The following is a 21,729-nucleotide window of genomic DNA, read 5'->3' on the forward strand; positions in this document are numbered from 1 at the left end:
CACGGAGGCCGGCACAGACCTTGTGCTCGCCGAAGAGCCAATGTGGGAGCGAGCTTGCTCGCGATAGCGTCCGCCCTGACTCCTCAGTATTCCCTTCTACCTTGATCCCACCCCCACCCCAGGCCTAATCTAGAGCCGCCGCGTCAAATCACCGCAATGCGCCGCACCCTCGCTCCAGACAAGGAGGTTCCATGTTCGACTTCTACCCCCAGCTCAAGCAGCGTTTTGCTGCCTTGCGCACGGGCGCTGAATTCTTTTCCGTGCGTTATGTGCGCGAGTCCGGCCAGCATTTGTCGGTGCGCAAGAATGTCGCCGAACCGCCCAGCCTGGGCCGTGATGAAGGCGCGATGCTCACCGCGCGGGTCAATGGCGTCGAGGCGTATGCCGCCACCAACGATCTGTCCCAGGCCGGCCTGCAAGCGGCGCTGGAGCGGGCCGAGCAACAAGCCCGCCGGCTCAAGCCCCATGCCCTGCTCGACTTGCGCGAGCAACCGGTGTCCAGCGACCGCGCCGATTACTGCTCGCCCCATTTCGACCAGGCCTTCCCCTCCCTGAGCGATTGCTACCAGTTGCTCGGTGCCGAGTCGGCCGCGGTGCCCCAGGACGAACGCCTGGTGAATTGGCAAGTCAGCATCGGCCTGACCCAGATCGAACAGATCTACCTCAACAGCGCCGGCGCTGAACTGCGCCAGGCCCAGCGCTTTATCTACCCGTCCCTGGAGGTCACCGCCTTCGACGGCCACGACAGCCAGACCCGCACCCTGGGCCGGGAAAACTTCGGCCAGCAAGGTGGCTTCGATGTGATCAGCCGCTGCGGCCTGATCGGCGCCGGGCCGAAGATCGCCGACCAGGCCCTGCAATTGCTGATGGCACCGAACACCCCGCAAGGCCCCCGCGACCTGCTGCTGATGCCCGACCAGATGATGCTGCAGATCCACGAGTCCATCGGCCATCCGCTGGAGCTGGACCGCATCCTGGGGGACGAACGCAATTACGCCGGCACCAGCTTCGTCAAGACCAGCGACTTCGGACACCTGCAATACGGCTCCAACCTGTTGAACGTGACGTTCGATCCGAATATTCCCGAAGAACTGGCGAGCTACAGCCATGACGACGACGGTACGGCCGCCAGTAAACAATTCCTGATTCGTGAAGGTCGGCTGCTGCGTCCACTGGGCGGTGCACTGTCGCAGTTTCGCGCTGGCCTGGACGGTGTCGCCAACAGCCGCGCCTGCGGTTGGAACCGCCCGCCCATCGACCGCATGGCGAACCTGAACATCGAGGCCGGCGACCAGCCCCTGGAGCAACTGATCCAGGGCATCGAGCACGGCGTGCTGATGCGCACCAACCGCTCCTGGTCCATCGACGATGCCCGCAACAAATTCCAGTTCGGCTGCGAGTGGGGCCAGTTGATCGAAAACGGCGAACTCAAGGGCGTGGTGAAAAACCCCAACTACCGGGGCATTTCCGCGCAATTCTGGAAAAGCCTGCGCGCCGTGGGCGATGCCAGCACCTTCCAGGTCCTGGGCACGCCGAACTGTGGCAAGGGCGAACCGAACCAGGTCATTCGCGTCGGCCATGCCTCGCCGGCCTGCGTGTTCAGCAACGTTGATGTGTTTGGGGGAGATGCCTGATGAGCACTGTCAATAATCAGGCCGAGGCGTTCAAGGCGTTGGTCGACTGGCTGCGCAATGCGTTGCATGAGCCTGAACAGTTCACCCTCGGCTATGCCGCCGAGTCCTCGGCCTTCGTGCGCTTCAACCATGGCAAGGTCCGCCAGGCCGGGCAGGTGCAACAGGCCAATGTCAGTTTCAAACTGATCGACGACGGCCGCCATGCGGATCTGCAGATCACCTTGTCCGGCGACACCGAGACGGACCTGCAACGTCTGGCCGAAGGCCTGCAACAGCTGCGCGAAACCTTGCCGTTGCTGCCCCGCGATCCATACCTGCTGCTCAATCACAACCACTGGCAGAGCCACAACGTACAGGACCATCCGCTGCCGGACACCGAGCAGGTCGTGGCCGAAATCACCCGTGCCGCCGAAGGCCTGGACCTGGTGGGGTTCTACGCCGCCGGGCCCATCAGCCGTGGCTTTGCCAGTTCTTCGGGGGCGTTCGGCTGGCATCAGGCCAACAGCTTCAACTTCGATTTCAGCCTGTTCCATGAAAACGGCCAGGCCGTGAAAGCCAGTTACGCCGGGCATGAATGGAGCAGTGAAGGGTTCGCTCAACGCTTCGAACAGGCCCGCGAGCAACTGGAATTTCTCGGCCGCCCGCTGCGTACGCTGCCGCCCGGCGAATACCGCGCCTACCTGGCGCCTGCCGCGCTGGAAGAGATCATGGGCATGCTCAGTTGGGGCGGGTTCTCGGCCCGTGCAATCGCCAGCAAGCAAAGCCCGCTGCAGAAGTTCTACGCTGGCGAAGCCCACTTCAGCCCCAGCGTGTGGCTGACGGAGCAGGTCAGCGGCTCCTTGAGCCCGGCGTTTTCCGACGAAGGTTATCCCCGCGATGACCTGGCGCTGATCGCCAAGGGCACGGCCAATGCGCGACTGGTCAACTCCCGCAGCGCTGCCGAGTACGGCCTCACCGCCAACGGCGCCAGCAGCTATGAATACCCCACGGCGCTGGTCATGCAGGAGGGCCTGCTGGAGCACAAGCACATCCTCGACGCCCTCGGCACCGGGCTGTACATCAGCAACCTCTGGTACCTGAACTATTCGGACCAGCCGGCCGCACGCCTGACCGGCATGACCCGCTTTGCCACGTTCTGGGTCGAAAACGGCCAGATTGTGGCACCGGTCAACACCATGCGTTTCGACGACAGTGTCTACAGCCTGCTTGGCTCACAACTCGAAAGCCTGACCCGGGAGCGGGAACTTCTGCTCTCGGCCAGCACCTACAGCCAGCGGGCCACGGCCTCGATGCTATTACCGGGGGCGCTGGTGAAGCGGTTGACCTTGACGCTGTAACCAACCAAACACAGGACCTGTGGCGAGGGGATTTATCCCCGCTGGGTTGCGAAGCGACCCCCAAAGGGTAAATGCGTTCTGCCTGACTCACCGAGGCGACAGTTCTGGGGCTGCTTCGCAGCCCAGCGGGGATAAATCCCCTCGCCACAACAGCGGCACCTGTTCCTGATCAACACGCCATACAAGAGGTCCCATGCCCAACCGCGCACCACTCGACGCCGTCACCGCCCGCTGGCTTCCGTGGGTCGTGGCAATCGCCTTCTTCATGCAGTCCCTGGACGGCACCATCCTCAACACCGCCCTGCCCGCCATGGCCCGCGACCTGGCGGAAAACCCGCTGCGCATGCAGGGCGTGATCATCGCCTACATGCTCACCGTGGCGCTGCTGATCCCGGCCTCGGGCTGGATCGCCGACCGCTTCGGCACCAAGAAGATTTTCTTCGGCGCGATCCTGCTGTTCAGCATCGGCTCGCTGCTGTGCGCCCTGTCCAGTTCGTTGAGCATGCTGATCGGCGCCCGGGTCATCCAGGGCCTGGGCGGTGCGCTGATGTTGCCGGTGGGCAGGCTGGTGGTGCTGCGGGCCTATCCGCGCTCGGAGCTGGTGCGGATCATGGGCTTCATCACCATTCCCGGCTTGCTGGGCCCGCTGATCGGCCCGACCATGGGCGGCTGGATGGTGGAGTACCTGACCTGGCACTGGATTTTCATCATCAACCTGCCGGTGGGCATGATCGGTTGTTATGCGGTGTGGAAGTTCATCCCCGACCTGCGCGGCAGCGAGCGTACCCGGTTCGATGGCCTGGGGTTCCTGCTGTTCGGCGCGGCGATGGTGCTGATCACCATTGCCATGGAGGGCCTGGGCGAATTGCACCTGCCGCACCTGCGGGTGATGCTGTTGCTGTTCGGCGGCATGGCCTGCCTGGCGGCCTATTGGCTGCGGGCCGGCCACGTCGAGAACGCGCTGTTCCCGCCGTCGCTGTTCAAGACCCGGACCTTCGCCGTGGGCATCCTTGGCAACCTGTTCGCGCGCTTGGGCAGCGGCGCCCTGCCGTTCCTGGTGCCGTTGCTGCTGCAAGTGGCCCTGGGTTACTCGCCGTCCCAAGCCGGGATGAGCATGCTGCCCCTGGCGGCGGCGGCCATGGTTGCCAAATCCCTGGCCCGGCCACTGATCGAACGCCTGGGCTATCGCATCGTCCTGACCGGCAATACCGTGGCCCTGGGCGTGATGCTGGCGAGCATGGGCCTGGTCAGCGAACAGACGCCGTATTGGCTGCTGCTGGCGCAACTGGCGGTGTTGGGAGCGATCAACTCGCTGCAATTCACCGCGATGAACACCGTGACCCTGATCGACCTGGACGACGCCAGCGCCAGCAGCGGCAACAGCCTGCTGTCGGTGGTGGCACAACTGTCCCTGAGCCTCGGCGTGGCCTGCGCCGGCGCCTTGCTCGGCGGCTTTACCGCCCAGGTGGGCAACGACGGGGTGGACACGGTGCTGGGCGCGTTCCAGCTGACATTCGTGACGGTAGGGATCATGGCGATGCTGGCGGCGACGATTTTTTCCCAGCTGTCGAAGCAGGATGGGCGGCGCGTCAAGCGGCCGGATGAGCATATCGAGCATTAAGCCGGGTTTGAGTGGTTCGGTGAGCTTTTGTGGCGAGGGGATTTATCCCCGCTGGGTTGCGAAGCAACCCCAAAAAGGTTGAACACGATCAGCCTGGCTCACCGAGCTGAAAGATCGGGGGGCTGCTTCGCAGCCCAACGGGGATAAATCCCCTCGCCACAGACAATCACCTCAGCACAGTTTTGATCGTCTGAGAGCACCACAGCTCGTCCAGAACTTTCGAAGAAAGTGGCACGAGGCTGCTACACTGCGCGACATTTTGTTTTGCAGGCCAGTCCCGTGACCACCATTGCCACCGCTTTTAATACTTTGCCGCTGTCCGCCGCCATGCTGGCTAACCTCGAATCACTCGGTTATGCCCAGATGACGCCGATCCAGGCGCAGAGCTTGCCGGTGATTCTCAAGGGCATGGACCTGATCGCCCAGGCCAAGACCGGCAGCGGCAAGACCGCGGCTTTTGGCATCGGCCTGCTGAACCCGATCAACCCGCGCTTCTTCGGTTGCCAGGCGCTGGTAATGTGCCCGACCCGCGAACTGGCCGACCAGGTGGCCAAGGAAATCCGCCGCCTGGCCCGCGCCGAAGACAACATCAAGGTCCTGACCCTGTGCGGTGGCGTGTCCTTCGGCCCGCAGATCGCCTCCCTTGAACACGGCGCCCACATCATCGTCGGCACGCCCGGGCGTATCCAGCAGCACCTGCGCAAGGGCTCGCTGGTGCTCGACGGCCTCAACACGCTGATCCTCGACGAAGCCGACCGCATGCTCGACATGGGCTTCTACGACGCCATCGAAGACATCATCCAGCAGACCCCGGAACGCCGCCAGACGCTGCTGTTCTCGGCCACGTACCCGGTGGGCATCAAGCAACTGTCGTCCAAATTCATGCGCAACCCGCAGCAAGTGAAGGCCGAGGCGTTTCACTCCGACGCGCAGATCGAGCAGCGCTTCTATGAGATCTCCCCCGAGGAGCGCATGGACGCGGTGGTCAAGGTGCTGGCGCATTTCCGTCCGGCCTCCTGCGTGGCGTTCTGCTTCACCAAGCAACAAGTCCAGGAAACCGTCGATCACCTGACGTCCAAAGGCATTTCCGCCGTCGGCCTGCACGGCGACCTGGAACAGCGTGACCGCGACCAAGTGCTGGCCATGTTCGCCAACCGCAGCACCTCGGTGCTGGTGGCCACCGACGTCGCGGCCCGCGGCCTGGACATCGACGCCCTGGACATGGTGATCAACGTCGAGCTGGCCCGGGACTCGGAAATTCATATCCACCGCGTTGGTCGTACTGGCCGGGCCGGGGAAAAAGGCATCGCCATCAGCCTGGTAGCGCCGTCCGAAGCCCACCGCGCCCAGGCCATAGAGCAACTGCAGAAGTCACCGCTGAGCTGGGATCAACTGGACAACCTCAAGTCCCAGGGCGGCGCTCCGCTGCTGCCGGTCATGAGCACCCTGTGTATCGGTGCCGGGCGCAAGGACAAAGTCCGCCCCGGCGACATCCTCGGCGCCCTGACCGGCGACGCCGGCATCCCCGGTGCCCAGGTCGGCAAGATCGCGATCTTCGACTTCCAGGCCTACGTGGCCGTGGAGCGCGGCATCGCCAAGCAGGCGCTGCAACGCCTGAACGACGGCAAGATCAAGGGCCGCTCGTTGCGGGTGCGGATCCTGTAAAGCGATCTGCAACCCAACAGAGATCAAACTGTGGGAGCGAGCTTGCTCGCGATAGCGGTGGATCAGCGGCATTGATGCTGTCTGACACGCCGCCATCGCGAGCAAGCTCGCTCCCACATTCAGTATGCGAGAAAGTTGAGAGGACACCGTTTTGCGCTCTACCGAAGTCGTGATCATTGGCGCTGGCGCCGCGGGGTTGATGTGCGCGCTGACCGCCGCCGCGCGCGGGCGGCAGGTGCTGTTGCTGGACCACGCCAACAAGGCCGGCAAGAAAATCCTCATGTCCGGCGGTGGGCGCTGCAATTTCACCAACATGTACACCGAGCCAGGCAATTTTCTCTCGCAAAACCCGCACTTCTGCAAATCGGCCCTGGCCCGCTACACCCAATGGGATTTCATTGCCCTGGTGGCCAAGCACGGCGTGCCCTATCACGAGAAAAAACTCGGCCAGTTGTTCTGTGATAACAAGTCCAGCGACATCCTCGACCTGCTGCTGGATGAATGCGAGCAAGCCGGCGTCAGCCTGCACCTGGACACCTCGATCACCCAGATCGAAAAAACCGCCGGCGGCTACCTGCTGCAAACCACCCTCGACGCCATCGCCTGCCAGTCCTTGGTGATCGCTACGGGCGGACTGTCGATCCCGACCCTGGGGGCGACCGGTTTCGGCTATCAAGTGGCGAAACAGTTTGGACATGAGTTGTTGCCGACCCGCGCCGGCCTGGTGCCGTTCACCATCACCGATCAGCTCAAGGCGCTGTGCACCGAGCTGTCGGGCACCTCGGTGGATTGCCTGGTGAGCTGCAACGACCAGAGCTTTCGCGAGAACATCCTGTTCACCCACCGCGGCCTGAGCGGCCCGGCGATCCTGCAGATTTCCTCGTTCTGGGAACCCGGGGACACGGTGCAGATCAACCTGCTGCCAGACCACGACGTGCCGCAATGGCTGCAACAGCAACAGGCCGAACGCCCCAACAGCGAACTGAAAACCCTGCTGGGCGAGCTGTTCACCAAGAAAATGGCTAACCTGCTGGCCGATACCTGGTTCGTCTCCAAACCCATGAAGCAATACACCCACGCGGAGCTGGCGGACATCGCCGAGAAACTGGCGAGCTGGAATGTCGTTCCGGCTGGCACCGAAGGCTACCGCACCGCCGAAGTCACCCTCGGCGGCGTCGACACCCGGGAAGTCTCGTCCAAAACCATGGAATCGCTGAAAAGCCCCGGCCTGTATTTCATCGGCGAAGTGCTGGACGTCACCGGACACCTGGGCGGGTTCAACTTCCAGTGGGCCTGGGCTTCGGGTTATGCGGCTGCGCAGTACGTCTGACACAACACACATCGAATGTGGGAGCGGGCTTGCTCGCGAATGCGGTGAGTCAATCAATTCGATGCTGACTGACACACCGTATTCGCGAGCAAGCCCGCTCCCACAGTAGGTCGGCGGTGCATCCCGGAATACTTTTTGCTGTCAGATGTGATCGCCGCCATTGCGTCGGCGTCATTACTGCCTCAATTTAGCGTCATTGCCCGTCAGGCCCGTGCACTACATGTCATCGACTTCGTTTAGCCAGTCTCTGCGTCGCCTTTGGGCGTTGGATAAGTTCAGTTATAGCGTGCGGGTGTTCATCGCCCTGACCGGCAGCATGGCGCTGTGCTGGTACCTGGATGAGATGGCACTGCTGATTCCCCTGTTCCTGGGCATCATCGCCAGCGCCCTGGCCGAGACCGACGACAGTTGGCAGGGCCGCCTCACTGCGCTGGCCGTGACCCTGGTGTGCTTCACCGTCGCGGCACTGTCGGTGGAGTTGCTGTTCCCCTACCCAATCCTGTTCATCATCGCCCTGGCCCTGGCGAGCTTCGGCCTGACCATGCTCGGTGCCCTAGGTGAACGCTATGGCGCGATAGCCTCGGCCACGTTGATTCTGTCGGTCTACACCATGATCGGCGTGGACCAGCGCGGCGGCGCGGTTAACGACTTCTGGCACGAGCCTCTGCTGCTGGTGGCCGGCGCTACGTGGTACGGCCTGCTCTCGGTGCTGTGGCAGGCGCTGTTTTCCAATCAACCGGTGCAGCAAAGCCTGGCGCGGCTGTTTCGCGAGTTGGGACGCTACCTGAAACTCAAATCGTCGCTCCTGGAGCCGATCCGCCAGCTGGACGTCGAAGCCCGTCGCCTGGAACTGGCCCAACAGAACGGCCGGGTGGTCGCGGCGCTCAACAGCGCGAAGGAAATCATCCTGCACCGCGTGGGCAATGGCCGGCCGGGCTCGAAAGTCAGCCGCTACCTGAAGTTGTATTTCCTCGCCCAGGACATCCACGAGCGCGCCAGTTCCTCCCATTACCCCTACAACGCACTGGCCGAGGCGTTCTTCCACAGCGACGTGCTGTTCCGCTGCCAACGCCTGCTACGCCAGCAAGGCAAGGCCTGCCAAGCGCTGGCCGAGTCGATCCAACTGCGCCAACCGTTCGTCTACGACCACACCTTCGCTGAAGCCCTCGACGATCTGCATGCGTCGCTGGAACACCTGCGCATCCAGAGCAACCCGGCCTGGCGCGGTTTGCTGCGTTCGTTGCGGGCGCTGGCGGCGAACCTGGGCACCATGGACCGCCTGCTCAGCGATGCGAGCAACCCCGACGCCCTGGCCGACGCCACCGACAGCAGCCTGCTGGACCGCTCGCCGCGCAACCTCAAGGACGTCTGGTTGCGCCTGCGCACACAGCTCACGCCCACCTCGCTGCTGTTCCGCCATGCCCTGCGACTGCCCCTGGCCTTGAGCGTGGGCTACGCCGTGGTGCATATGATCCACCCGTCTCAAGGTTACTGGATCATCCTCACCACGCTGTTCGTTTGCCAACCCAACTACGGTGCCACCCGCCGCAAGCTCGGCCAGCGGATCATCGGTACCGCCATCGGCCTGACCGTGGCCTGGGCGCTGTTCGATCTATTCCCCAACCCGCTGGTGCAATCGTGCTTCGCCATTGCCGCCGGGGTGGTGTTCTTTACCAACCGTACGACCCGCTACACCTTGGCGACGGCGGCGATCACCGTCATGGTGCTGTTCTGCTTCAACCAGGTGGGCGACGGCTACGGGCTGTTGCTGCCGCGGCTATTCGATACCCTGCTCGGCAGCCTGATCGCCGGGCTGGCGGTGTTCCTGTTCCTGCCGGACTGGCAGGGCCGGCGGCTGAACAAAGTGCTGGCCAACACACTGACCTGCAACAGCATCTACCTGCGCCAGATCATGCAGCAATACGCCGCCGGCAAAAGTGACGACCTGGCCTATCGCCTGGCCCGACGCAACGCCCACAACGCCGATGCCGCCCTGTCCACCACCTTGGCCAACATGCTGATGGAGCCTGGGCATTTCCGTAAGGAAGCCGATGTGGGGTTCCGTTTCCTGGTGCTGTCCCACACCCTGCTCAGTTACCTGTCGGGCCTGGGCGCCCACCGGGGCACCGAACTGCCGGCGGACATGCGCGAGCAACTGATCGACGGCGCGGGGGTGAAACTGGCGGCGAGCATCGACGAAATCGCCCAAGGCCTGGCGAGCAAAACACCGATTGTGATTCAAAGTGACGAGGAAGAGACCCTGGCCAACGAGCTTGAGCAGATGCCCGATGACATTGACGAAGGGCAGCGGTTGGTCCAGACGCAATTGGGGTTGATCTGTCGTCAGCTGGGGCCCTTGCGGACCTTGGCGGCGCATTTGATCAAGGACACGGGCGAGGTTTGAGGGTTGTGGTGTTCATGCTCGCCTCATCGCGAGCAAGCTCGCTCCCACATTAACCCTGCTGTAACACAAAGTCTGTGCACACCAGCGATCCACTGTGGGAGCGAGCTTGCTCGCGATGAGGCCAGTACTGACACCACAACCCTAAGCTCACATCCCATGTTGCTTCAGTAACCGCGCATAACTCCCATCCGCCTTCATCGCCGCAATCTCCCGGTCAAACCCCGCCACGATCTGCTCATGCTCCGGATTTTTCAGGCTGACCAGGATATGCAGGCTGTTTTCACTCAAGGGCTTGGGCAAAAACTCCACGGCATTACGCACCTTGGCGGATTCGCGGGCCAGGTAATAACGGGCGACGTATTCGTCTTCCAGGGTCAACTTCACGCGCTCGGCCGCCAACATGCGCACGGCCATCGCGAAGTTATGCACAGGGACTTTCTGCACGTGCTGGTCTTCATCGAATGCCTTGGAGTAGGCGTAGCCGCGAACCACGGCGATGGGGTAGGCATACAGTTGTTGCAGATTGTCGAAGTCGATCGGGGCGTCCTTGCGCTTGATGAAGCGCACCCGGTTGAGCAGGTATTGCGCCGAGAACTGGCCTATATGGGTGCGCTCTTCGCTGTACCAGGCGTTGATCAGCACGTCATAGCGGCCCTCACCGATGCCCAGCATCGCCCGGGCCCAGGGCACCTGTTCGAAATCAGTGGCATAACCGGCCCGCGCCAGGGCCGTGCTGACGATATCGGTCGCCAGGCCACCGTTGATCAACGTCGAATCAGTGAAGGGTGGCCAAGCATCGGCGACCAACCGCAACCTCTGTGCGCAGGCGTTGTGACTCAGCAACAGCAACCCGATCAAAGCAAGAGCTCGATGCAATCGCGGCATGCCAAACATCCTTGGCGGGTTCAGACCCGGTTTGTTTTTTGCCGAAATCCCAAGGATATCCTCGGATATCCGCTCCTAACGTTAGCTCATTGAGACCGCTGCGCAGCCTTGGATCGAAGATTACACAAAGAAGACAACGCCGCGACAAAGGAATGATGGCATTTTGGTCTTTGTCACAGATTTTTTGCTGGATCGAGCCAGAGACTTCCGAAGACAGCGCGCTTAATATCGGCATCAGGTTCTTAAGGAAATTCAAAAAAATGGATATCGATTGGGTCTGCAAACACCACAGTGACCTGAGCAAGGAACAGCTGTATGCCATCCTCAAGTTGCGTGCCGAAGTGTTCGTCGTCGAGCAGAATTGCGCCTACCCGGACGTCGACGGCCTGGACCTGGAAGGCGACACCTGTCACTTGATGGCGTGGCAAGGCAATCACTTGGTGGCCTATCTGCGCCTGCTCGATCCGCATTCGCAAAACAGTGACGTGGTGATCGGGCGCGTGATCATCGCGCCAGAAGCACGGGGCAAGGGATTGGGTCATCAACTGATGGAACAGGGACTCAAGCACGCCGAGAAGCACTGGCCAGGTACGTCGATCTCATTGTCGGCCCAGGCGCATTTGCAGGGGTATTACGGGCGGTATGGGTTTGAACCGGTGGGGGTGGAGTATCTGGAGGATGGGATTCCACACATTGGAATGCACCGCCCCTGAGGCCGCCATCGCGAGCAAGCTCGCTCCCACAGGGATACGCATTCCAAATGCGGGAGCGAGCTTGCTCGCGATAGGGCCAGTCCAAACACCCCTTACATTCAGGGATACTCAAGCACCGCCTTGATCCGCTGCAAATTCCCCTCGATCCAGCGCCGATCGATCGCTCCCCAATCGCGAATCCGATAACGCCCGGCGTGGTTGCGGGCGCCTTCTTCCTGTTCGAACTCACACACAATATCCAGGTCCGCCAACGCCGCAACGGTGTCCTGGGCGGTACGCCGCGGCATGCCGGTGACGTCGGTGAGCGCGGGGATGTTGCTGGCCACGCCGCTGTCGATCAGGTAGGCCACGTACAAACGGCGATAGAAGCTGCTTTTGGTCTTGCTGACGTCCATCCGGTCATTCCTTGTTTTGTTGCAGGTCACGCCAGGTCAGGTACACCCGCAAGTCGAACTCCAACTGGTGATACCCCGGCAGCATGTGCTCGCAGAGCTGGTAGAACGCCTTGTTGTGGTCCGACTCCTTGAAGTGGGCCAACTCATGCACCACGATCATTTTCAGGAATTCAGGCGCCGCGTCCTTGAACAACGACGCGATGCGGATTTCCTTCTTGGCCTTGAGCTTGCCGCCCTGCACCCGTGAGACGGCGGTGTGCAGGCCGAGGGCGCGGTGGGTCAAGTCGAGACGGTTGTCGAACAGCACCTTATCGATGGCCGGCGCGTTACGCAGGTATTGCTGCTTGAGCTCCAGCGCATAACCGTACAAGGCCTTGTCGCTCTGGACCGCATGCCGGTCGGGATAGCGCTGGTGCAGGTAATCGCCCAGCCGATCCTGGGCAATCAATTGCTGCACTTGTGCTTGCAGGGCGGCGGGATAGGCCTGGAGGTATTTGAGCGCAGTCATCGGTGGCAACACAGTCACAAAAGGCCGCCAGTGTAGCGAATTCAGGCCTGCACCGCGCTCCAGTCAAAAGGCTTGGCAAAGGTATCGGTGTCTTCGGCCATCAGCGGTCGCGCCACAAGGAAGCCTTGCACATACTCGCAGCCATGGGCCTTGAGCCACAGGTATTGCTCCGGCGTCTCGACCCCTTCGGCGATCACCCGCAAGCCCAACTGTCGACACAAATCGATCACCGAAGCGGCCAGTGCCGCGTCCCGGGGCGAGTCCGGCAAACGGGCGATCAGGTGCCGGTCGAGCTTGAGGGTATCGAGCTCAAGGTCGCGCAGATGCGTCAGCGAGCACGGCCCCGAACCGAAGTCATCCAGCGCCACCCGCACGCCGAGATGCCGCAGCAGCCGCAGTTGCTTATGGGTGTCGTCGGGGTTGCGCATCAGCGCGTCCTCGGTCACCTCCACCTCCAGTTGTCGGGGCTTCAAGGCATGGCGATCGAGGACTTGGCGCAACTCGGTCACCAGGTTCGGCATGCCGAACTGGGTGCTGCTCAGACTCACCCCCAACACCAGGTCATCAGCGAACATCCGCTCCCAGACTTTGCGCTGGGCTGCGCTGCGATGATAAATCCAACTGCCCAGCCGACTGATCAACCGCGCCTCCTCCAGCAACGGCAGGAACAGCCCCGGCGGAACATCGCCGACGCTCGGGTGTTGCCAGCGCAACAGCGCTTCGAAGCCACGAATCCGTCCGTCGGCGATGGACACTTGAGGCTGATAGACCATGTTGAAGTCACGGTTCTCGATGGCCGAGCGCACGCTTTCCTCGAGCATCAGCCTTGAACGGGCTCGACCGTTCATTTCGTGGTCATAAAAACGGTATTGCTGGCGGCCGGCGCGCTTGGCTTCGTACATGGCAATGTCCGACGCGCGCAGCAAGCCGTCGAGATTGGACCCGCAATCGGGGTAGGTGGCGATGCCGATACTGGCCCCCAGTGTCACGTCCATGCCTTCGATCTGCTGACAGATCGAGACCCGTTCGATGAGTTTTTCCGCGATCTTGGCCGCGTGCTCCGGGAGCTCCAGGTCCAGCAGGGCCGTGAACTCGTCCCCGCCGAGCCGCGCCAGAATGTCGAACGGGCGCAGGCACGCCTTCAATTGTTCCGACACCCAACGCAATACCCGGTCACCAGCGTCATGGCCCAGCGAGTCATTGACGCGCTTGAAGCCGTCCAGATCCAGGTATAGCAACACCCAGTTGCTTTCCGACCGCTCGCTGCGCATCAACAGGTTTTCCGCCGTCTGATAAAACCCTCTGCGGTTGAGCAAACCGGTCAGCGGGTCAGTGACTGCCTGGAACTCGAGTTGCTGGTGCAAGTGGCGAACCACCGACATGTCCTGGAGTGTCACCACCATCGCCTTCTGCTCGGCGGGCAGCGGCGCACAGGACAAGGCCACCGACACCTGCTGCCCAGGCGCGGTGCGCAGGACAGCATCGTGCAAACGCCAGGTTTCGCCACGGCCATAAGCAGTGTGGATATCGGAACCGATCCATTCGGGGATATGAGGCTTCTGCAGGAAGTCCAGGAATGGCATGCCCTGTAACTGCTCGACGGTGGCGTTGAGCAAACGGCACGTAGACGGATTGGCGAAGCGGATACAGCCGCTCTCATCCACCACCAGGATCCCTTCGGCGGCGTTGTCCAGCACCGAGGCGTTGAACGCCCTGGCCGCCTCCAGATCCTGGCTCAGGCGCTGCAGGGCCCGGCGATTGCGTTGGTGTTCCAGCAACGCCTGGACCTTGGGCTTGAGGATCTGCGGGTCGAAAGGCTTGAACAGGTAATCCACGGCGCCACTGGCGTAGCCCTTGATCACCGCATCCTGGGATTGTTCGTTGGCGGTCAGGAAAATGATCGGCGTAAGCCGCGTGCGCTGGCTGCCGCGCATCAAGCGCGCTACCTCGAAGCCGTCCATGTCCGGCATCTGTACATCCAGCAGAACCAAGTCGATGTCGTGTTCAAGCAGCAGATTAAGGGCCTCGATACCCGAGGACGCGGTCATCACCTTCCAATCCTGACGCTGCAACAACGCTCGCATGCTAAGCAGGTTTTCGGGGTAATCATCAACAATCAAAAGGACAGAGCTGTCTTCGCCAAGCGGTGGTTGCGCGCATTCCATGCTGCTTCTCTTATCGGGCGCCACGTCCGTTTTTTACGTAGCAACGCGGACAAATACTGTGATCTCACTCTAGACCGTGAATCCCGAAAGCAGTAGGTGTCATCGCGCCATCATCCAGACAAAGCCCGAAATAGCCGACTAACGGTCACCCACCTCAGGCACAAAAGCTGCACAGCCAACCTCGACGGACAATTGACGTCAGCCGTCCGCCGAACGGCTGTCAGGCAGTTTCTTCCGTCGCTTGCCCAATACGCCCGAAAAGACCGGCCTAGAGCCTTGCTTTGTGGCGCGCAACTTTTTCATCGAGTGACAGAGGATCCCACCATGATCGATCTCTCAACCTGGAACCTGAGCATTCCCGAAGGCAGCCCTCCGGCCACCATCGAAACCTCCCAACTCGTGCAAGGGTTTCAGGACCCCTATTTCCACTCCGACTCCGGCACGGTCTTTTTCTGGGCACCGGTGACCGGCGCCACAACCGCTAATGCTATTTATCCGCGCAGTGAACTTCGTGAAACCTACAGCGACGGCACCTTGCGCAATTGGCTGTACCCGGCGGCGGACAACAAACTGGCTGCCACCCTGGCCGTCAGCCAGGTGCCCAGCACCGGCAAGGTCGTGATTGGTCAGATCCATACCAAGAACAGCACCAGCCCAATGGTGAAACTGGAATACCAATACAAAACCTACAGCTCCACCGGCAACATCGTCGCCAAGGTGCGCATGCGCCCGGACGACGAAACCGGCCAGGTCATCACCATCGCCACCGGCATCAAGCTGAATCAATCCTTCTCTTACCTGATCCATCTCAGCCCCGCCGGCGTCCTGACCATCAATGGCGCTGGCTACCAGTGGAGCTCTCCCATCAGTTCCACTTGGAGCGACAAGCCGCTGTACTTCAAGGCGGGCGTGTACGTGCAGGACAACACCGGTTATCCCACCGAAGGCGGGACCGTGACGTTCAGCCTGCTGGATATCGATCACATCTAGGCGCTTTGCAGGGTGCCATGGCGGCAACGCAGTGCTGCCCGCCAGGCGACCCTATCAATGTGCAATAGTTCACGGTGAGTTCGAAACTGCCGACTAACGGTTATCCACCCAGGCACAGATGCTGCAAATAACCTATTCGACGGACAATTGACGTCAAACATCCGCCGGATGGTTATTCAAAAAACGCCTTCCTGCGTGATCAACACACTCCAAATGCTCGGAGTAGAGCCTCCCGCTTTGGTACTCAGCACTTTTACGCCCGTTACGCAGGATCCGACCATGATCGATCTCAACACTTGGAACTTGAGCATCCCCGAAGGCACCCCCGCCACCACCATCGAAACACCTCGGCTGGCCCAAGGGTTCAAGGATGAATACTTCCACTCCGACACCGGCACGCTGTTTTTCTGGGCACCGGTGACCGGCACCAAGACTGCAAATGCGATTTATCCGCGCAGCGAACTGCGGGAAACCTACAGCGACGGCACCCTGCGCAACTGGCTGTACCCGGCGGCGGACAACATCCTGCGTGCTGCGGTCACCGTTAACCAGGTGCCCAGCAGCGGCAAGATCGTGATTGGTCAGATCCACACCAAAGACAGCACCAGCCCCATGGTGAAGCTGGAGTACCAGTACAAAACCTACAGCTCCACCGGCAACATCGTCGCCAAGGTGCGCTTGCGCCCCGACGACGAAACCGGCCAGGTCATCACCATCGCCACCGGCGTGAAGCTCGACCGCAGCTTTACCTACATGATCCACCTCAGCCCGAAGGGCGCATTGGGCATCAGCGCGGCGGGTTACAACTGGAGGACCACCATCGACCCGTCCTGGAAGGTCAAGCCGCTGTATTTCAAGGCAGGCGTGTATGTGCAGGACAACACCGGCTACACCACCGAAGGCGGAAAAGTGACGTTCAGCCTGTTGGACATTGATCACAACATCTGATCGCTTTTCCTGGCGCCATGGCAGCACGGATGCTGCTTGCGTGGCCCACCCCAACACATCGGCAATCGCACCCCACGCTCAGTCGAGTCCAAGGCATGCTGCCAGTGCCATATCGCCATCGTTCAAAAAATTTCCGCTCTAACCGACTAACGGTCGCCTGTCTCGGGCACCAAAGCGGCAAACGCCACTCTGACGGTCTGCTGACGTCAACCCTCCGCCGGATCCACGTGAAAAATGTGAGTTCCTGCTTCCTCCTGGCGTCGGTGAAAGCGCGTCCTAGAGCCTTCGGCTGTGGCGTAAATCATTTCTTATGTACAGAAAGGATCCGAGCATGGTCGATCTTGCAACCTGGAACTTGAGCATCCCCGAGGGCAGCCCGCCGAAAACCATTGAAACGCCTCGGTTGGTGGATGGGTTCAGGGATAAATATTTCAATTCCGAAGGCAGCACGGTGTATTTCTGGTCACCGGTGACCGGCACCAAGACTGAAAACGCGATTTACCCCCGCAGTGAATTGCGAGAGACCTATAAAGACGGCACCTTGCGCAACTGGCTGTACCCCGATGCCGACAATAAATTGAGCGCGACCCTGGTGGTCAATCAGGTGCCCAGTAGCGGCAAGATCGTGATTGGGCAGATTCATGCCAAGGACAGCAGCAAACCCATGGTGAAACTGGAGTACCAGTACAAGGATGACGGCAAGACTGGCGATATCGTTGCCAAGGTCCGCATGCGCCCCGATGACGATGAGGGTCGGGTTATCACCGTGGCCAGCGGCGTGAAGCTTTCTCAGTCCTTCAGTTACCGGCTTCACCTTGATCGAACCGGCGACTTGGGTATTACTGCGGCGGGTCGTAGCTGGTACACCACTATCAGCTCTACGTGGCGGGTCAAGCCGTTGTATTTCAAGGCTGGCGTGTATGTGCAGGACAACAGTGGGTATACCAGCGAAGGTGGGAAGGTGACGTTCAGTAAGTTGGATATCGATCACAACACTTGATTGTGTGCTTTCGATAGAGAGATATCGTGTGTATATCCGTTTCTGCGGTAACGGCTGCTGACGGTTCCGCTCTTACAGCGGCTCACTTTTGAGAAGCGCAAAAGTAAGCAAAACGCTCTTGCCCCACCACTCGGTGCCTCGCCTAGGCTCGGCATGCCCTCACTCCGGCATTGCTCCGTGGGCCCGCTGCGAAGGGCCATCCATGGCCCAGCGCAGCTATCCCGGCATCCATGCCGGGATGCCCACTGCGCAATGCCTGCGTTCGGCCAGCGTGGTTAACGGGGCGCCGAGATCAACGTCCACCGCGAGGCGGCCTGCCAGCCGGCCTGGCTCTCACGGTCGTACTCCGATCCAATTGTGGGAGCGAGCTTGCTCGCGATGGCGGCCTGACAGCCGACCAATCTCTACCGGTTGCACCCGATCCCAACTGTGGGAGCTAGCCTGCTCGCGAGACGGCCTGACAGCCGGCCAGTCCCTCCCGGTTGCCCTCCGATCAACCACAGCATCTGCCATTCCCTCAGGCGCAGCGACAGCAAATACTGCGCACCTGCCCTTCTGAAAATCTCGTAGGAAAACTCGCACCGTGGCGAGGGAGCTTGCTCCCGCTGGGCTGCAAAGCGGCCCCTTCTTTTCGTCAGACCTACCCGATGCCCAATGTTTACGGGGCTGCTGGCGTCCTACAGCTCGGTTGTTGAATTGGATGCGGATACGATCAAAAGTATGGGTCGTTTGTAACGTCGCCTTGCGAGCAAGCGGTACCACAAACCGTTGAGAGTTATCCGGACGCATCGTTACATAGCCGCGGCAGCTCCTAGAGCCAATATTTAGAGATGTACTGACGTTCGAATGGCACTTCGTATAAACGAGTGGTTCCAAGCACCAGGAGATGACCTTCCGAGGTCAGTGCTAAACGACTGACTCGCTCAAAAACACCGCCGTCGAGAGTGTGTATCCAGCCCACGTGCCCGGGGCTTGCGTCGAAGTTTGGCAAGCCGAAGCTGTGGTCAACGGAACCGCTCTTCTCCAAACGAAACAGTACCGCCGCTTCTAATCCCGCCGTTTGTCCGCCTATCACGATCCTGCCGTCTGCTTGAATGGCGACAGCGCTTGCCTCTCCACTGTCGATGCCCCGCTCTATCGCCAAAAGCGGTTGGCCCTCGTTGAATGTGCCATCCAGGGTCCCATCGCTGTTGAGGCGCAGAACAACAGCATCGGTAGTGTGCACCCCATCGATGCCAATTCTTCCGACCACTACCAGTTTTCCATCGGGCTGCAACGCGAGGGCATGTAGCACCGATTGGCGTTCGTCAATACGCACAAAAGTGACATACCCCCCAGTTCCGAATGTTGGCTCCGGGCTCCCATCGAACCGGTACTTGGCGACTAGTGCTCTTCCCCCGTCAATAACACCTGTAGCGAGGATGTGCTCACTCTCCATGATAATCAGAGGCCCACGTAGACCCACTGGTGCCAGAAGTACGACGCCCTGCTCACCGAATGAATGATCAATTTCACCATTGACAGTGAAGCGCATGAGCCACGATGTTCCGCTTGAGTATGATGAACCATGGCCAGAGCCGATCACCCCGCCATCGGGCAGAAGGGCGATCCTTGTGGTCGTAACCATGCCGCTGGGTATCGGTGCCCAGGCAAAGCCACCGTCACCATAGCCAATATCGAGCTTGCCTTGCGATGTGACACGCATCAAGCGTACGGCGGTCTGCTCCCGGTCCAAGCCGTAGAGCAAAACTTTGCCATCCGCCAGAATCGCGACATCTGTGACACTGAAGAAACCCGAATCAAGTATTTGCAAACCACCACCATCTCCATAGCCTTGATCGGGCACCCCCTCCGCCGTGAAGCGCCATAGTTCCAACCGCAAGCCTGGAGCCATAAATGCCATGAAAACCTTTCCATCCGGCAACTGGACGGCCGGACCGGGGAAGCGTTCGGTCTCGACACCGCTTGGGGGCGGAAAAACCAGTAGACCGTGGTTAGCGAAGGCTTCATACGGACTGCCGGGATGCAAAGGTTCACGCTTGTTCATGGCCATATCCTCCTAGGCTTGCAACCTGTTGAATGACCTTTCGAGCGGAGTGTTAAGCGTTACTCACGGTTGCAATGGGGTCTACTGTCAAAGTTGACAGATATGTAACCTGTTCCCGGATACGAAGCTGTTCCAAAAGCATATGTGGATGGCGCTAGATAAACTGTTCCCGAAAGCGGTGGATCATCTGGATAGATTCTGGATGTGCTGCCGACTCCGCGAGCAGGCTCGCTCCCACAGGAGGAACGCGTTCACCCTGTGGGGACGGTCACAACGCTTAACCTGTGCTTCTGAAAATCTCGTAGGAATCCCCCTTTGTGGCGAGGGGATTTATCCCCGCTGGACTGCGAAGCAGCCCCCTCTTTTCGTCAGACCAACCCCACACCCAGGGTTTACGGCGGCTGCGCCACCGAACGGGAGCAAGCTCCCTCGCCACCGGGGGTTGTGGGCGTCCTACAGGTCGGTTGTTGCGTCAAAAATTCCCCTCTATAGTTCGGTTCACCTGCTGGCTTTGGTTAGCGGAGGGTTTCGCAGCCCTATCGAGGAATACATGGCATTTCTTTTTCTTCGAGGACTTCAACCTTATGTCGACAAATCAATCGTCCAACAGCTTCACCCCGCTTACCCCAACCGCCACCACCCACCCGGTCCTGTTCATCGATAAAACCGCCCCACTGACCGAACTCCACGCCTGCGCTAGCGAACGCCTGCACGCCACCCTCGACTACCTGACGCTCATGGCCTGCACCACACCGCGCGATTCAGCCGAGACCGACATCAACACCATCACCAACATCGCCCGGATCATGGTCCAGGATGTAGCGGATGTTTTTGGAGTGATTGAACAGCGCGGGCTCGAAGGGCAATAAAGCTCCTCTGGTGGGAGCGAGCTTGCTCGCGATAGCGTTGGATCATCCGCAGGGATTTGACCGACACGGCGCTATCACGAGCAAGCTCGCCCATTTTGAAATCGAAGAATTAAATCCAGGGGATTCATCATGCACAGCACCCAACAGCTCAGCATCACCCTGCCTAACCAGTTGACCGAAAGGGTGAAAGCCAACGTGGCTGCCGGTGAGTGCGCCACTGAAAGCGAAGTCACTCGTGAAGCTCTCCAAGCGCTGCGGGGACGTGATAACGCTTTGAAAAACTGGCTCGTAAGCCAAGTAGCCCCAGCTTACGACGTCTTGAAAGCCGACCCCGCGCGTACGCTGAGCGTCGATCAGGTGCGTTCCCGGTTGTCAGCCGAGCACCGGGACCGAACACATGGTTGACGGGTGTGCGGGGACATAGTGGACACTTCCTGCGAACCCATTTCGCCGGCACATCCCACATTACCGCAAACCACCCCTTCGCTTTCGCGAGCAAGCCAGCTCCCACAAGAAGACCGCAGCCCCATCCAACCAGGCCGGCTATAAGGCCGCCTCGCGTCGACCTTGGTTAACGGTTAACGGGCACCGAGATTAACGTCCAAAGTAAAGCTGGAGCGACGATACGCTGCAAATTTGGAACAAGAAGAATCAATCCATCTGAAAAAGTTATAAAAAACTGTCATTTCCTACAGTAGCCTAAAGGCACGCCCCCTTCTAATACTTTAATCACCCAGATGGGTACCAAACATATTGATTCCGGAGAAAAAGAAATGGCACTCAGAACTCCCGTTTTTACAAGCCCAAGTGAAGGCTCCATTCAGAGTAAGGATGGTTTCACCATAACGGGCGTGGGTGAACCACGAACAAATGTATCAATCGCCGAGACGGGGGTTGGGCATGAATTTGCAAGTGTTTTCTGCGATGAAAATGGTCATTTTTCTGCGCGCATAACGTTAGGACACCCCGAAACTGTAAGTTTTACGGCTCAATGCCGCTTGGCTAACGAGTATTCAGAATGGAGCCATAGTTTAAGACTCAACATACAGTAACCCTTTACCCAGAAATAATATTTACTGCTCTCTATTAATTACTCAGAATAGTCAGGGCAATCGATGTAAAGCGCCCATCTTACGATGGGCTTTTTACATCATGGACATCACCGTAGATTCAACCGTCACGGTGACGGGCCCTTCGAGTTTAGGGCGCTCCGAACTG

General features: G+C 60.1%; 17 protein-coding genes. 12 read left to right on the forward strand and 5 right to left on the reverse strand.

Annotation, left to right across the window (positions count from 1 at the left end):
- Nucleotides 1-191 precede the first annotated feature (191 nt).
- The 6 genes from LOY70_RS27720 to yccS all read left to right on the forward strand — a co-directional run bounded on the left by LOY70_RS27720 (nucleotide 192) and on the right by yccS (nucleotide 9,991).
- Nucleotides 192-1,634, forward strand: coding sequence for a TldD/PmbA family protein (locus LOY70_RS27720; protein ID WP_265031727.1), 1,443 nt, complete (start codon nucleotides 192-194; stop codon nucleotides 1,632-1,634).
- Nucleotides 1,634-2,971, forward strand: a complete 1,338-nt coding sequence (locus LOY70_RS27725) for a TldD/PmbA family protein (protein WP_265031728.1) — start codon at nucleotides 1,634-1,636, stop codon at nucleotides 2,969-2,971. Before LOY70_RS27720 ends, LOY70_RS27725 begins: the two co-directional genes overlap by 1 nt.
- A gap of 193 nt (nucleotides 2,972-3,164) precedes the next feature.
- Entirely contained in the window at nucleotides 3,165-4,592 is a 1,428-nt protein-coding gene (mdtD, locus tag LOY70_RS27730) for a multidrug transporter subunit MdtD (RefSeq protein ID WP_265031730.1), read from the forward strand.
- Between the two features lie 327 nt (nucleotides 4,593-4,919).
- Nucleotides 4,920-6,257 (forward strand): ATP-dependent RNA helicase DbpA, encoded by a 1,338-nt coding sequence (dbpA, locus tag LOY70_RS27735; protein ID WP_235195335.1) that lies wholly within the window; start codon nucleotides 4,920-4,922, stop codon nucleotides 6,255-6,257.
- A gap of 151 nt (nucleotides 6,258-6,408) precedes the next feature.
- Nucleotides 6,409-7,587 (forward strand): NAD(P)/FAD-dependent oxidoreductase, encoded by a 1,179-nt coding sequence (locus tag LOY70_RS27740; RefSeq protein WP_123416129.1) that lies wholly within the window; start codon nucleotides 6,409-6,411, stop codon nucleotides 7,585-7,587.
- Between the two features lie 220 nt (nucleotides 7,588-7,807).
- The gene (gene yccS / locus LOY70_RS27745; protein ID WP_265031734.1) at nucleotides 7,808-9,991 is read left to right on the forward strand and encodes a YccS family putative transporter; all 2,184 of its coding nucleotides are present in this window, start codon (nucleotides 7,808-7,810) and stop codon (nucleotides 9,989-9,991) included.
- A gap of 147 nt (nucleotides 9,992-10,138) precedes the next feature.
- On the opposite strand, the gene LOY70_RS27750 is transcribed toward yccS, so the two are convergent.
- Nucleotides 10,139-10,876 carry a substrate-binding periplasmic protein gene (locus LOY70_RS27750; RefSeq protein ID WP_265031735.1) on the reverse strand — a complete coding sequence of 246 codons (738 nt, stop codon included), beginning with the start codon at nucleotides 10,874-10,876 and terminating at the stop codon, nucleotides 10,139-10,141.
- 260 nt (nucleotides 10,877-11,136) lie between these two features.
- Between LOY70_RS27750 and LOY70_RS27755 the strand changes: the two genes are divergently transcribed.
- Nucleotides 11,137-11,589 carry a GNAT family N-acetyltransferase gene (locus tag LOY70_RS27755; RefSeq protein ID WP_123416132.1) on the forward strand — a complete coding sequence of 151 codons (453 nt, stop codon included), beginning with the start codon at nucleotides 11,137-11,139 and terminating at the stop codon, nucleotides 11,587-11,589.
- A 98-nt stretch (nucleotides 11,590-11,687) separates the two neighbouring features.
- On the opposite strand, the gene LOY70_RS27760 is transcribed toward LOY70_RS27755, so the two are convergent.
- Genes LOY70_RS27760 through LOY70_RS27770 form a run of 3 tightly spaced genes read right to left on the reverse strand, consistent with a single transcriptional unit; the run spans nucleotide 11,688 to nucleotide 14,657 of the window.
- Nucleotides 11,688-11,984, reverse strand: a complete 297-nt coding sequence (locus LOY70_RS27760; protein WP_265031738.1) for a winged helix-turn-helix domain-containing protein — start codon at nucleotides 11,982-11,984, stop codon at nucleotides 11,688-11,690.
- Between the two features lie 4 nt (nucleotides 11,985-11,988).
- Nucleotides 11,989-12,492, reverse strand: coding sequence for a M48 family metallopeptidase (locus tag LOY70_RS27765; protein ID WP_123416355.1), 504 nt, complete (start codon nucleotides 12,490-12,492; stop codon nucleotides 11,989-11,991).
- Between the two features lie 41 nt (nucleotides 12,493-12,533).
- A complete protein-coding gene (locus LOY70_RS27770; protein WP_265031741.1) occupies nucleotides 12,534-14,657 on the reverse strand; it encodes a putative bifunctional diguanylate cyclase/phosphodiesterase in 2,124 nt (707 codons plus the stop codon).
- 324 nt (nucleotides 14,658-14,981) lie between these two features.
- On the opposite strand from LOY70_RS27770, the gene LOY70_RS27775 reads away from it, so the two are divergent.
- From LOY70_RS27775 to LOY70_RS27785, 3 genes are all read left to right on the forward strand, one after another.
- Nucleotides 14,982-15,647, forward strand: coding sequence for a polysaccharide lyase family 7 protein (locus tag LOY70_RS27775; protein ID WP_265031743.1), 666 nt, complete (start codon nucleotides 14,982-14,984; stop codon nucleotides 15,645-15,647).
- 279 nt (nucleotides 15,648-15,926) lie between these two features.
- Nucleotides 15,927-16,595: a polysaccharide lyase family 7 protein gene (locus LOY70_RS27780; protein WP_265031745.1), complete on the forward strand. Its 669-nt coding sequence runs from the start codon at nucleotides 15,927-15,929 to the stop codon at nucleotides 16,593-16,595.
- A gap of 331 nt (nucleotides 16,596-16,926) precedes the next feature.
- Nucleotides 16,927-17,595 carry a polysaccharide lyase family 7 protein gene (locus LOY70_RS27785; RefSeq protein WP_123416137.1) on the forward strand — a complete coding sequence of 223 codons (669 nt, stop codon included), beginning with the start codon at nucleotides 16,927-16,929 and terminating at the stop codon, nucleotides 17,593-17,595.
- An 811-nt stretch (nucleotides 17,596-18,406) separates the two neighbouring features.
- On the opposite strand, the gene LOY70_RS27790 is transcribed toward LOY70_RS27785, so the two are convergent.
- On the reverse strand, nucleotides 18,407-19,642 hold the full coding sequence (locus LOY70_RS27790; protein WP_265031747.1) for a delta-60 repeat domain-containing protein: 1,236 nt from the start codon (nucleotides 19,640-19,642) through the stop codon (nucleotides 18,407-18,409).
- Nucleotides 19,643-20,226: 584 nt separating this feature from the next.
- Between LOY70_RS27790 and LOY70_RS27795 the strand changes: the two genes are divergently transcribed.
- Complete coding sequence (locus LOY70_RS27795; RefSeq protein ID WP_265031749.1) at nucleotides 20,227-20,511, forward strand: fructose-bisphosphate aldolase; 285 nt, start codon at nucleotides 20,227-20,229, stop codon at nucleotides 20,509-20,511.
- A gap of 129 nt (nucleotides 20,512-20,640) precedes the next feature.
- Nucleotides 20,641-20,916: a type II toxin-antitoxin system ParD family antitoxin gene (locus LOY70_RS27800; RefSeq protein ID WP_265031751.1), complete on the forward strand. Its 276-nt coding sequence runs from the start codon at nucleotides 20,641-20,643 to the stop codon at nucleotides 20,914-20,916.
- The last annotated feature ends 813 nt before the right edge of the window (nucleotides 20,917-21,729 follow it).

The sequence above is a fragment of the Pseudomonas sp. B21-054 genome, from assembly GCF_026016345.1.
Lineage (GTDB): Bacteria > Pseudomonadota > Gammaproteobacteria > Pseudomonadales > Pseudomonadaceae > Aquipseudomonas.